Origin of the sequence: Epilithonimonas zeae (genome assembly GCF_023278365.1) — a bacterium.
Lineage (GTDB): Bacteria > Bacteroidota > Bacteroidia > Flavobacteriales > Weeksellaceae > Epilithonimonas > Epilithonimonas zeae_A.
Map to the genome: position 1 here is coordinate 2,651,948 of NZ_CP075338.1, position 14,025 is coordinate 2,665,972.

Here is a 14,025-nt window from a genome sequence, read left to right on the forward strand (position 1 = left end):
TTTTTTTTAAAAATCTATAATTGTACCTATAGAAAAAGATTTAAGAACTGGTGTAGTATAATCAAATAGACCTTTTGCCTCCCATCCTGAATAGTTATATGCTGATGCGTTTGATTCTGGATCAAAGTTTAGTTTCTTATCAAAAGCATACATCCATAAATTTGCACCTTTTACATATAAAGTAATATTAGTTACTCCTATGGATTCTTTTAATGTATTCCCTAAAGAATACGAAAGTTTTGCTTCTTTTAACCTTATATGATCTCCTTTTCTCATCCAAAGCGTAGACGGAGACCCTCCTTGTGTAGCATTCCCTGCAATTTGCATTGGATATGTTGCATCAGTATTTTGAGGTGTCCAACTATCATATAATGCATCCGCAAGTTGATTTACATTGGTTGCAGAGCCCATGTTTAACATATAGTTTTGGTAAGTGTTATGAACAGCGTAGTCAAATTGTCCTGTGAAAAATAAACTTAAGTTAAAACCTTTATAACGAAATTCTGATCGGAATCCCGCAGTATATTTAGGAAACGGAGAAACATCTTGCCATACCCTTTTTGCTTTTGTTCTATCATTTGTTGTTTCTGTGTGGGTTTCGTCTGTCCAAAACAATCCAGTTCCTAGCGGAAGACTAGAATTTTGCCCATTATTGACACCTGCCCAATCGAATGTATAATATTCTCCTAATAGATGTCCACTTGCTAATGCCCTCATATTGTTCCCCGATCTTAACAGAGGCTCATCATAATATTTTAAATTATCTACTACGTTTTTATTATATGCAAAGTTTCCTTCAATAAGCCATTTGAATTCTCCGTTAAATGGTTTTGCTGATAAAACAGTTTCAATTCCTTTATTTGATATATCTGCTATATTTGCCAAGTAACTATTTGGTCCACCATTCTGATATGAAACTGGTGATTGAAATATTGCATCAGAGGTTTTTTTATTGTACACATCTATTGATCCCGAAAATCTACCGTTAAATAAACCGAAATCTAGTCCAATATTTAATTGTTTTGCTATTTCCCATTTTAAATTTGGATTTCCGGCAACATCTACTACTGTTGCATTTTGATCGGCATAATTTGTGGGAGCAACTGCAGAGAACTGATTATATTGCTGCCCCCAAGAATCAGCATACGGAATATTTCCTATTTCCCCATAACTTCCTCTTAACACTAATTCAGATATGAATGATGGTAAAAAATTTTCATTTACAACGTTCCAAGAAGCTGCTGTTGACCAAAAAACTCCATTTTTTTCATTAGCTCCCAACGTAGAATTCGAATCTCTTCTCAACTGTCCTGAAATTGTATACTTACTATTAAACGTATAGTTTATCCTAGAAAAATAAGATATTTGGAGCCACTTGTAAAATGAATCACCAACTCGTGCATAATCAGAGTTTCCATAAGATAAATAGGGCTTGTAAACTTCGAACCCTTGTATATAAGAATCAAATGCCTTTCTTGTATGTTCCTGATATTCCATCCCTGCATAAACTTGAAGATCATGTTTCTGGTTAAACACTTTCCTATAACTCAAAGAATTACTCCAGTTCCAATCGAAAACTTTAGTTGTAGATTTTTGCAATTGCCCTTGTGGTTGTATAAAAGTACCATCTCCTACTCCTGGCTGATCCCAATGCGTCTCATCTAAAGATTGGTATTGAGTTCCAAATAACGAGTAGAAATACCAATTCTTAACAAATTCATAATCCACAAACGCTGAGGCAATCCAAGTTTGAATTTGACCTGCTTCATAATTTGATTTCCTAACAGCTACAGGATTATAAAAACTAGTTACTCCACCCAAGTTTTGCATATTATAATCTCCATTAGAGTTATAAATTGGATAGATTGGAGCTAATCTCAATGCAGTAAACCAAGGATTTGAAGAATAGCCAGTATCCAAAAAGGTATTTCTATTAACTGATGTAAAATTACCATCAAATCCAAGTTTTACTTTTTCTGTTTTATGATTTATTGCTCCATTAAAACTATACCTATCAAACCCACTATCAATTACTAGTGGTTTATTTTGGTAATAATTTGCCCCTAATCTAAATGACGTATTCTCTCCTCCTCCAGCTGCAGAAATATTATATGTATTAACATATGATTGATTTCTCATTATTGCTTTTTTCCAATCTGTATCGGTATAACCATTATACGGTGCTACTTGTCCATTTTCATCTATAAAAGCTGTATTTGTAAAATCAGTTACCGCAGCACCTAAAGATGAATACGCACTTGGATTAGCATTATATTTTGCAAGCCCCCCCCATTGTAAATATTCTTTAGCATTCAACCATTTTTGTTTATCAAACGCAATTTCTTGAAAAGACATATCCGAAGAAAAAGAAAAGGCCGTCTTCTGATTATACTTTCCTTTTTTTGTAGTAACAACTATAACACCATTTGCACCTCGAGAGCCATAAATAGCTGTTGCAGAAGCATCCTTTAAAACCGAAACACTTTCAATTTGATTAGGATCTATACTCGCTAAAGGATTCCAGGAAGCCATTATACTAGCATTATCACTTCCTTTCCCAACTACAACGCCATCAATAACATAAAGTGGGTTAGGTGTTCCGATTAAAGAGCCAACGCCCCTTATCGTTATTAAATTTGCAGAACCAGGATCTCCACCATTAGATGAAAATGTTAATCCTGCAACTCTACCATTTAACACTTCATCAATAGAGGAGAAAGGAGTCGATTCAAAATTCGCTTTTGACACAACATTATAAGAACCAACTTTTTGGGCAGGATCTAATTTTAAACCACCAACTAAAACTACTTCTTCAATGTTTTTGATTTCAGCAGTATCTGTTTTTGTTTTCTGTGCCATTAATGCCTGTCCCGTAAAGAACAATACACCAACGGATAACAATCGTAATTTTACATTCATATTAACACTATTTAATTATAATCTGCAAATATGTTAAAAAAAAATTAACACCGCAAAAACAGAATTGTCAAATCTCATTTAATATTATATAAGTTTTGATTTTATCATTTTAAAATTATATTTTTTTTACACATTCAATAAATAAATCACTTTAAAATCAAACATAATACACTTTATTACGCAAACGGTATTCAAAAATTAATAATTCAAAATTTATTATTTAGAATTATTACAAATAATAAATTTGAGTAAAAAAAACCGCTAACAGATTAGCGGTTTCTTTATTAACTTTATAATTATTTCAACTTTTTCTTAACAGCTACTTCCTCGTAGACTTCAAGAATATCTCCAACTTCTATGTCGTTATAACCTTTGATATTAAGACCACACTCATAACCTTTGGTTACTTCTTTTACATCATCTTTGAAACGTTTCAAGCTTTCTAACTCTCCATCAAATTTCACAATTCCATCTCTAAGAAGTCTGATTTTAGAATTTCTTGTTACTTTTCCTGTAAGAACCATACATCCAGCAATAGATCCAACCTTCGAAATCTTGAATACTTCTCTGATTTCTACGTTACCAATAACTTGTTCCTGAATCTCTGGAGAAAGCATTCCTTCCATCGCTTCTTTAACTTCGTCAATTGCTCGGTAAATAATAGAATAAGTTCTGATTTCCACTTCCTCTCTATCAGCAATATCTTTTGCATTTGCACTTGCTCTTACGTTGAATCCAATCATAATTGCATCTGAAGCAGCAGCGAGCAATACATCACTTTCAGAGATCTGACCAACGCCTTTGTGAAGGATATTAACCTGAATCTCTTCTGTAGATAATCTTTGTAACTGATCTGCCAATGCTTCAACTGATCCATCCACATCACCTTTAAGGATAATATTCAGCTCTTTGAAATCTCCCAGAGCGATACGACGACCAATCTCATCAAGTGTCAAATGTTTCTTAGTTCTAATAGACTGCTCTCTCTGAAGCTGTTCTCTCTTATTTGCAAGTGTTTTAGCTTCTTTTTCGTCAGCAAAAACTCTGAATTTATCACCTGCTGTTGGCGCACCATCTAAACCTAGAATTGTTACAGGAATTGACGGTCCTGCTTTTTCCATTGGCTTTCCTCTTTCATCCAACATTGCTTTCACTTTACCGTGATTTTTACCTGCAAGAACATAATCTCCAACAGTTAAAGTTCCGTTTTGAACCAACATTGTGGCTACATATCCACGACCTTTATCCAAAGCAGCTTCTATAACAACTCCACTAGCTTGTTTATTTGGATTTGATTTCAATTCCAGCATTTCTGCCTGAAGTAAAACTTTCTCTAATAACAAATCTATGTTATTACCGAATTTAGCTGAAATCTCTTGCGCCTGAACTTTTCCTCCCCATTCTTCTACTAGAATATTCATTCCGGAAAGTTGTTGACGAATGTTATCTGGGTTAGCTCCAGCCTTATCTACTTTGTTGATTGCGATAATCATTGGAACACCTGCAGCTTGTGCGTGAGCAATAGCTTCCTTGGTTTGTGGCATTACATCGTCATCGGCAGCAACTACAATAATTGCAATATCGGTAACTTGTGCACCTCTGGCTCTCATTGCGGTAAACGCCTCGTGACCAGGTGTATCCAAGAATGTAATTCTTTGTCCACTTTCCAACTTCACGTTGTAAGCCCCAATATGCTGCGTAATTCCTCCAGATTCCCCAGCGATAACGTTGGTTTTTCTGATGTAATCCAGTAAAGATGTTTTACCGTGATCTACGTGTCCCATTACGGTAACAATCGGAGCTCTTGGTAATAGGTCTTCTTCTAAGTCAGGTGTTTCATCCGCTGCAGCTTCTTCAACATCAGCATCAGAGAATTCAATATTATAACCAAATTCATCAGCAACTAACATTAATGTGTCAGCTTCAAGACGTTGGTTCATTGTCACCATAACACCTAGAGAGAAACAAGCAGAAATAACTTCTGTCGCACTTACATTCATCAAACTAGCCAAATCGCTAACCGTGATGAACTCAGTTACTTTAAGAGTTCTGTCTTGCGCATCGATTTCCTGCTGGATTTCGTCCTGCTCTCTTCTCCAAGATCTTTTATCTTTTCTGTGTTTAGAACCTTTAGACTTACCTCCTTTATTAGTCAGTTTCTCTAAAGTTTCTTTGATTTGATTTTTAACTTGCTCATCCGTTAATTCAACAGGCATTGTACGAGCTTGTCCACCTCGGTTGTTTCCACCTCGGTTATTTCCTCCAGGGCGGTTATTGTTTCCTCCTTGGCGATTACCACCTTGGTTGTTTCCACCTTGTCCTTGTGGACGGTTGTTATTATTTCCACCTGGGCGGTTACCTCCACCTTGGTTATTTCCTCCTTGCTGATTGTTGCCTTGGTTGCCATTGTTATTCTGGCCAGGAACATCTTTAGTAATACGCTTTCTTTTTTTCTTAGCAGCGTTATTATTAGAATTAGCAGAAGGTTTTGGTTTATTGAACTGAGAAAGATCTATTTTCTCACCAACGATTTTAGGACCGTCTAGTTTTTGATAAACCGTTTCTATTTTCTGAGGTTCTTCAGAATCATTGGATTCTGTATTTTCAGTCTGAGGTTTTACAGCTTCTACAACTTTTTCCTCTTTTTTAACCTCTTCTTTTACAATGGGTTTTGGTTCCTCTTTTGGTTTTTCAGAAGCTTTAGGCTTATTGCTCTCCAGTTTAGACAAATCAATTTTATCTAAAACTTTGAACTCCTGTTTTTCTTCTTTTTTAACCACTTCTGGTTTTGGTTCTTCTTTCTGAACAGGTTCAGCAGCGGGAACACTTGGAACGACTTCTTCCACAGACTTTGTTGGATTAAGATCTATTTTCCCTAAAATCCTGGTCTCTGGTTTTACATTTGCTTTGGCTCTTATAACCTCAGGTGCTTTTTCTTCGATCGCTAATTTTTCGTCAGGAACTTTAGAAATCACCACCTCATGAGAAGCTTTTCTTTGTTCTCCATCTTTTCGGAACTCAGCTTCCAATGCAGAAAATGCCTGTTCTTCTAATAGAGCGTTAGGGTTACTGTCCACACCTATCCCTTTGCTCTGCAGATATTCCACAGCTCTTGGTATAGAAATGTTCAGTTCTTTAACGGCTTTATTTAATCTTATTTTTGGCATAAATATAAATTTGCTTTTGGCTTTAGCGTTTTAAGCTTATTATTTTTCTTTTTATTAAGTTTTGGTCTCGGAAAGATCCTTTCTCCGACCAGATTTATTTCCTATCCTTCTAATTCTTCTCTTAGAATATTCTTCACATCTTCGATTGTTTCTTCTTCCAAATCCACAATCTTCAACAATGCGTCCGTATCTTTATCTAATACACTTCTGGCTGTATTAAGCCCCACCTTCTTGAACTCATCAATAATCCAAGACTCTATCTCATCTGAGAATTCTACCAATTCTACATCATCATCATCAGAAGTTTCTCTGTAAACATCGATCTCGAAACCTGACAACCAAGAAGCCAATTTGATATTCTGACCTTGCTTACCAATCACTTTCGAAATTTCTTCCACCGGTGTGTAAACCAATGCATAATTAGTATCAGTATTAACCTCAATTTTATTAATGGTAATATTTCCTAAAGCTCTCTTTACAAGAATTTCCGGATTTTTTGACCACTGGATAACATCGATGTTCTCATTTCTCAATTCTCTTACCACACCGTGGATTCTTGAACCTTTCACACCGACACAAGCTCCAACCGGATCAATTCTGTCATCGTAGGCATCAACAGCGATTTTTGCTTTCTCACCAGGAATCCTTACTACTTTCTTAAGAATAATTGTTCCATCTTGAATCTCAGGAATCTCAAGTTCCAATAATTCTTCCAAGAATTTAGGTGCAGTTCTGGAAACTGTAATCTGTGGTTTAGAACCTCTGAAATCAACACTTTCTACAATTGCTCTTACATTATCTCCCTTTTTGAAGAAGTCGGAAGGGATTTGATTTTCTTTTGGTAAAATAAATTCATTATCCTCATCATCTAAAAGAATCACGTGTTTGTGACGGATGTGGTGAACTTCACCAACAATCAATTCTCCAATTTTATCACGGAATTGGTCATACAAAGCCGCATTGAAATGCTCCTGGATTTTTGTTGCCAAGATTTGCTTAAGTGTCAAGATATTTCTTCTTCCCAATTTGGAAACCGGAATCTCTTGTGTATATTCTTCTCCAACCTCAAAAGTTGAATCTATCTTTCTAACTTCAGAAATTTCTATTTCCAAATCATCATCTTCAGACATCTCATCCTCAACAATGACTTTGTTCAAGAAAATCTGAAAATCTCCTTTATCAGGATTTACAATTACATCAAAATGATCATCAGAATCATATCTTTTTCTAAGAAGAGTCTTAAGAGAATCCTCGATAATAGCCATTAAGTCTATTTTGCTGATATTCTTTATTTCTTTAAAATCACCAAAGGCTTCTATTAAAGCTAAATTATCCATATTTAATATATAATTGATAAATGACGATTGACAGTTGATTTTTGATACAACATCAATCCATCGTTATGTTAAAATTTTATTACTACTAATGCTTTTTTAATTTCGGAATAAAGGATTTCTTTATCTTCTATAACATCTTCTTTTCCTTTCCCGATTAATTTTGGTCTTCTGTATTCTAATCGAAGTACAATTTTTTCTTCATCTACACTAACCAGTTCCCCTTCGATTTTTTCAGTTTCATTATTCAACAACACTTCAATCGACCTTCCAATATTTTTCTTGAATTGTCTTAGCGAACCAAGTGGCTCACTTAATCCGGCAGACATTACCTGCAAACTGAAATCATGCTCTTCACGATCCATATTGAACTCAATCGCTCTACTGACATCCAAACAATCCTGAAGCGTAACACCATTGTCACCATCCAGAATAGCTATGATATCAGAAGCTGCAGAAATTTTAAGATCAACTAAAAAAAGATCAGGTCTTGTCTCGAGAAACTCACTGATTAACCGATTAACTTCTGTTTTGAAATCCATAATATCACCTCTAAATATATTTACGAAAAAAGGCATTCTTGCGAAAGCCTTCCCATTTTTCCCGTAAATCTTTTGCAAAGATAAATATTTTTTCTTTAATATACAAGAAACCAATTATTTCAATTATACGTACCGCAAACTATTTTTTCCTATTTTTGCCTGAATTTTAAAACTTATTCTTTGTGAATATTACAATAGTTGGAACCGGATATGTTGGGCTGTCTAATGCTGTTTTGCTAGCACAACATCATAATGTAATTGCTTTGGATATTATTCCAGAAAAAGTTGAAATGCTCAACAATAAGCAATCTCCAATTGACGACAATGAAATTACGGAATTTCTAAAAACAAAAAATCTCAATATAAAAGCAACTCTTGATAAAGAAGAAGCTTATAAAAATGCGGACTTTATTATAGTCGCCACGCCTACAGATTACGATGCTTCTACAAATTATTTTGATACACGCAGCGTTGAAAATGTGATAAAAGAGGCTAAAGAAAATAACCCAAAAGCAGTTTTCATTGTAAAATCTACTGTTCCAGTTGGCTTTACAGAGAACCTAAAGAAAGAGTTAAACTTTGACAATATTATATTTTCTCCAGAGTTTTTGAGGGAGGGAAAAGCACTTTACGATAATCTTTACCCATCGAGAATTATTATTGGTGAACAAAGTGAGCGGGCAACGGTTTTTGCAAATCTTTTGAAAGAAGGTGCTATAAAAAAAGACATCCCTACTCTTTTTACTAATGCAACAGAGGCAGAAGCTATCAAATTATTCTCGAACACCTATTTGGCAATGCGTGTGGCTTACTTCAATGAGTTAGATAGTTATTCCCAAATACACGGATTGGACAGCCGTCAAATTATAGAAGGCGTGGGACTAGATCCAAGAATTGGGTCTCATTATAACAATCCATCTTTTGGATACGGAGGCTATTGCTTACCAAAAGACACCAAACAATTGTTGGCTAATTATAATTCGGTTCCCAACAATCTCATCCAAGCTATTGTGGATGCTAATCGCACAAGAAAAGATTTTATTGCGGACTCTATTTTGGAAAAAAAACCAAAGAAAGTTGGTGTTTATCGATTAATAATGAAATCCGGTTCAGACAATTTCCGGGCATCTGCAATACAAGGCATTATGAAAAGAATCAAAGCAAAGGGCGTGGAAGTAGTTGTTTATGAACCTGTTTTGAAAGAAGATTCTTTTTTTGGATCTAAGGTTTCTCGGGATTTGGAAGCTTTTAAACAAGAATGTGATATTATCATATCCAACCGAAAAACTCCAGAATTGGAGGATGTAAAAGAGAAAGTATATACTAGAGATTTATTCGGAAACGATTAAAATTAAAAACTATTTTTATAAAAACATTTATGAAAAACATTATAATTACCGGAGGTGCCGGTTTCATAGGCTCTCACGTTGTAAGAGAATTTGTGAAGAATAATCCGGATTCTAAAATCATCAATCTTGATGCTTTAACTTACGCTGGAAATCTTGAAAACCTGAAAGATATCGAAAACGAACCTAATTATGTTTTCGAAAAAGCAGACATTACAAAACCAGAAGAGCTTAGAAAAGTTTTTGAAAAATATAATCCTGATGCAGTAGTACATTTAGCTGCTGAAAGTCACGTAGATAGAAGTATCACAGATCCCAACGCATTTATTAACACGAATGTCAACGGAACTGCTAATCTTCTTAATCTTTGTATCGAATTCTGGACATTGAACCCAGATCATACCCACGGAAGATTCCCTAACGAACCTAGAAAAAATCTTTTCTATCACGTTTCTACTGACGAAGTTTATGGAAGTCTTGGAGAAACTGGTTTCTTTTTGGAAACAACGCCCTATGATCCGCAATCGCCATATTCAGCATCCAAGGCAGCTTCTGATCATTTGGTAAGAGCTTATGGAAACACTTACGGAATGCCTTTTATTTTGTCTAATTGTTCTAACAATTACGGACCAAACCATTTCCCTGAGAAACTGATTCCGCTTTGTATTTCTAATATTCTGAACGAAAAACCATTACCAATCTATGGTGACGGAAAATACACAAGAGATTGGTTATTCGTAATTGATCACGCCAAAGCAATTCATAAGATTTTCAACGAGTCTAAAACCGGAGAAACTTACAACATCGGAGGTTTCAACGAGTGGCAGAATATTGATTTGGTGAAGGAATTAATCAAACAATTGGACGCAAAACTAGGTAAACCAGAAGGTTATTCTGAAAAACTGATTACTTACGTTAAAGACAGACCTGGACACGATAAGAGATATGCTATTGATGCTTCAAAATTAAATAAAGATCTAGGTTGGAAACCATCTGTAACGTTTGAAGAAGGATTAGGAAAAACTATTGATTGGTTCTTGGAAAACAAAGAATGGCTGGACAATGTAACTTCCGGCGATTATCAAAAATATTACGAAAGTCAATATTCATAAAAACACAAAAAACTAATTTCAAGATGAAAGGAATCATTTTGGCCGGAGGTTCCGGAACAAGACTTTATCCGTTAACAATCGCTGTAAGCAAGCAATTGATGCCTGTTTATGACAAACCTATGATTTATTATCCGCTTTCAACATTATTGTTGGCAGGAATTAAGGATATTCTAATCATCACGACTCCACACGATCAAGAAGGATTTATCAAGCTTTTAGGAGATGGTTCTCAAATTGGTTGTAATATTCAATATAAAGTGCAACCAAGTCCGGATGGATTGGCACAAGCTTTCATTCTTGGTGATGAGTTTATTGGACATGATGCGGCAGCTTTGGTTTTAGGAGATAATATTTTTTACGGTTCCGAAATGGGAACATTACTGAAAAACAAAACTAATCCAGATGGAGGTGTTGTTTTTGCCTACCACGTTTCTGATCCTGAAAGATACGGTGTTGTAGAATTTGATAGTGATTTCAAAGCATTGTCTATTGAAGAAAAGCCTTTAAAGCCAAAATCTAATTATGCTGTTCCTGGATTATATTTTTATGACAATGATGTTGTAGAAATTGCAAAAAACATCCAACCATCTCCAAGAGGTGAACTAGAAATTACTGACGTTAACAATGTTTACTTAAGCAAAGGTAAACTTGAAGTAGGCGTTTTGGATAGAGGAACTGCTTGGTTAGATACTGGAACTTTTGATTCTCTTCAGGATGCTTCAGAATTTGTAAGTGTGATTGAAAAAAGACAAGGTTTCAAAATCGGATGTATAGAGGAAATTGCCTTCAGAAATAAATTCATCAATGAAGAAAAAGTTCTGGAAACAGCAGCAAAATATGGTAAAAGCGGGTATGGTGAATATCTGAAAAACCTTATAAAATAAACTTAATATAGACACAAATGAGTGATTCTCATAAACAAGAATGGACAGAAACAATCGAATCGAATCATTCTCTTTTTGACCTCAATCTAAAAGAAGTTTGGCGATACAAGGATTTGGTTTATATGTTCGTAAAAAGAGACTTTGTTTCTAGTTTTAAACAGACAATTCTAGGTCCGATCTGGTTTTTCATCAACCCTATCTTTACCACTATTGTTTATCTTGTTGTATTTGGAAATATTGCTAAGTTATCAACAGACGGCGCTCCTAAAATTTTGTTTTATCTTGCAGGAATAACTCTATGGAATTATTTTTCTACTTGCCTTAACTCAACATCTAATGTTTTTACGGCTAATGCCAGTATATTTGGAAAGGTGTATTTTCCAAGATTGGTAATGCCTCTATCCATAGTCTTTTCAAATCTGATGAAGCTAGGCGTACAAATGGTATTATTTTTAGTCGTTTTCTTTTATTATTTGTTTCAAGGAGAAGTACAACCAAATTGGTGGATTCTTGCTACGCCTTTTTTAATTGCTCTAATGGCAATCTTCGCATTGGGACTAGGAATGATATTCTCTTCTTTAACGACTAAATACCGTGATCTTCAAATGCTTTTAAGCTTTGGGGTCAGTTTGTATATGTATGCCACTCCGGTAATTTATCCTACATCTAGTTTAAGAGGAATTTTCAAGACGATTGCATTTTACAATCCATTAACCGGTATTTTTGAATGTTTCAAATATGCTTGGTTAGGAGTTGGAGATTTCAGCCCAATGATGTTGATCATCAGCACGGTTATTATTTTAATTATTCTGGCAATTGGAACCGTGATATTTAACAAAGTTGAAAAAGGCTTTATGGATACAGTATAAATCTGGATATGATGAATTGGATCAAATTTTTCAAAACATTAAAAAAATATTATTATCTGGAACCTGCTTTCGATAATATTATTACAGATTTCAGAAAAGTCGAGAACCTTAAAAAAAAGTATAATTGCAATATCGATTATCGCGTAAGAATTTCTTATGATGATATAAGCAATTTCCAAATTGGAGAAAATGTTTACATTGGAGCTTACTCAGTTATTTTTGTTACCAATGAAAATGACAAAAAAAATTCGCAACTTATTATTGGTAAGGATACTTATATCGGCGAGCAAAACAATATAAGAGCAGCTGGCGGAACAATCAAGATTGGAAAAAAATGCCTGATTTCCCAACAGGTAAGCATTATTGGATCTGACCATACATATAAAAAGGGGACTAACATTCAAGATCAGCCCTGGAAGGAAGAAAACAATGGTGTCGAAATTGGAGATGACGTTTGGATTGGATGTTCGGTACAAATAATGGCAGGTGTAAAAATAGGAAATGGAGCAGTCATTGCAGCCGGAAGTGTTGTTACAAAAGATGTTGAAGAAAATACAGTCGTCGCAGGAGTTCCCGCAAAATTTATAAAACACAGAGAATGAAACCTATCGCAATAAAGGCAGAAGACATTTCGAAACAATACCGTCTTGGACAAGTGGGAACAGGAACTTTATCTCACGACCTCAACCGTTTTTGGCATAGAATAAGAGGAAAAGAAGATCCTTATTTACGAATCGGTGAAGTTAATGACAGAACAATAAAAGGAGGCAGCGATTATGTCTGGTCTCTCAGAGATATTAATTTCGAAATAGAACAAGGTGATGCTGTAGGAATTATAGGAAGAAATGGAGCCGGAAAATCAACTTTATTAAAATTATTAAGTAAAGTTACAAAACCCACAACTGGTAAAATATATACAAAAGGGAGAATCGCTTCATTGTTAGAAGTAGGAACAGGCTTTCATCCTGAAATGACAGGTCGTGAAAATGTTTTCCTAAATGGTGCTATTCTTGGAATGACGAGAAAAGAAATCACGAGAAAATTTGACGAAATAGTTGATTTTTCCGGAGTTGAAAAATATATCGACACGCCGGTAAAACGATACAGTTCCGGAATGTATGTGCGCCTGGCATTTGCTGTTGCGGCTCATTTGGAATCAGAGATTTTGATTGTTGATGAAGTTTTAGCTGTTGGTGATTTGGAGTTTCAGAAAAAATGTCTCGGCAAGATGGGAGATGTTAGTAATGGTGAAGGAAGAACTGTTCTTTTTGTAAGTCACAATATGGCTTCTATCAAACAGCTTTGCAACAAAGGAATTTTTCTAGAAAAAGGAAATATAAGATATGACGGGAATATCGATGAGTGTATCAATCTTTATTCTAATGACAATATCTCTGCAGATTCATCTATTCTGGATGTGCTCAATATCAAAGATCCGAATTTAAGCATTTCACATTTTTCAGTTAATGGAATCAATGGAACGATGGTTCCAATGAATTTTGATGACAATAAATTGACTATAAGAGTTGAAGGCGAATTAAAAGAAGAAGCTGAATTTGAATTGGAATCTTTATTTTTCAATAACTTTGATATTCCAATGATGTTTTATGCACCAGGGCATTACGAAGGGGTTAAAAAATATCCTAAAGGTAAATTTGTAGTTGAAAAAACCATTCATCTACCGGAAGGAATGAACAAAGGAAATCTATATATGCACACCTATCTTGCAGATCCCGGAAAGAAAATGTACACCGATCTGAAAAATAAGATCAGAATCGAATTCGAAGGAACAAGAATGCAGACTGGCTGGGTTTTCCAGATAGACAGTGCAGGAATTTTGTATTTGAAATAA

At 34.9% G+C, this 14,025-nt stretch carries 9 protein-coding genes and 1 pseudogene; 6 read left to right on the forward strand and 4 right to left on the reverse strand.

Annotation, left to right across the window (positions count from 1 at the left end; translation table 11 throughout):
• Positions 1–6 precede the first annotated feature (6 nt).
• The 4 genes from KI430_RS11920 to rimP form a co-directional block, all read right to left on the reverse strand.
• Entirely contained in the window at positions 7–2,919 is a 2,913-nt protein-coding gene (locus tag KI430_RS11920; protein WP_248875079.1) for a SusC/RagA family TonB-linked outer membrane protein, read from the reverse strand.
• 296 nt (positions 2,920–3,215) lie between these two features.
• The gene (gene infB, locus KI430_RS11925) at positions 3,216–6,086 is read right to left on the reverse strand and encodes a translation initiation factor IF-2 (RefSeq protein ID WP_248875081.1); all 2,871 of its coding nucleotides are present in this window, start codon (positions 6,084–6,086) and stop codon (positions 3,216–3,218) included.
• Between the two features lie 101 nt (positions 6,087–6,187).
• Positions 6,188–7,423 carry a transcription termination factor NusA gene (gene nusA / locus KI430_RS11930; RefSeq protein WP_248875083.1) on the reverse strand — a complete coding sequence of 412 codons (1,236 nt, stop codon included), beginning with the start codon at positions 7,421–7,423 and terminating at the stop codon, positions 6,188–6,190.
• A gap of 68 nt (positions 7,424–7,491) precedes the next feature.
• Positions 7,492–7,962 carry a ribosome assembly cofactor RimP gene (rimP, locus tag KI430_RS11935; protein ID WP_248878308.1) on the reverse strand — a complete coding sequence of 157 codons (471 nt, stop codon included), beginning with the start codon at positions 7,960–7,962 and terminating at the stop codon, positions 7,492–7,494.
• A gap of 182 nt (positions 7,963–8,144) precedes the next feature.
• On the opposite strand from rimP, the gene KI430_RS11940 reads away from it, so the two are divergent.
• The 6 genes and pseudogenes from KI430_RS11940 to KI430_RS11965 all read left to right on the forward strand — a co-directional run bounded on the left by KI430_RS11940 (position 8,145) and on the right by KI430_RS11965 (position 14,025).
• Positions 8,145–9,311, forward strand: a complete 1,167-nt coding sequence (locus KI430_RS11940; protein ID WP_248875085.1) for a nucleotide sugar dehydrogenase — start codon at positions 8,145–8,147, stop codon at positions 9,309–9,311.
• A 29-nt stretch (positions 9,312–9,340) separates the two neighbouring features.
• Positions 9,341–10,420: a dTDP-glucose 4,6-dehydratase gene (rfbB, locus tag KI430_RS11945; RefSeq protein WP_248875087.1), complete on the forward strand. Its 1,080-nt coding sequence runs from the start codon at positions 9,341–9,343 to the stop codon at positions 10,418–10,420.
• Between the two features lie 23 nt (positions 10,421–10,443).
• Positions 10,444–11,304, forward strand: coding sequence for a glucose-1-phosphate thymidylyltransferase RfbA (rfbA, locus tag KI430_RS11950; protein ID WP_248875089.1), 861 nt, complete (start codon positions 10,444–10,446; stop codon positions 11,302–11,304).
• Positions 11,305–11,321: 17 nt separating this feature from the next.
• Complete coding sequence (locus KI430_RS11955; protein ID WP_248875091.1) at positions 11,322–12,173, forward strand: ABC transporter permease; 852 nt, start codon at positions 11,322–11,324, stop codon at positions 12,171–12,173.
• A 440-nt stretch (positions 12,174–12,613) separates the two neighbouring features.
• Positions 12,614–12,769 (forward strand): annotated as a pseudogene (locus KI430_RS18130) (DapH/DapD/GlmU-related protein); the annotation flags it as partial.
• 2 nt (positions 12,770–12,771) lie between these two features.
• Positions 12,772–14,025 carry an ABC transporter ATP-binding protein gene (locus KI430_RS11965; RefSeq protein ID WP_248875092.1) on the forward strand — a complete coding sequence of 418 codons (1,254 nt, stop codon included), beginning with the start codon at positions 12,772–12,774 and terminating at the stop codon, positions 14,023–14,025.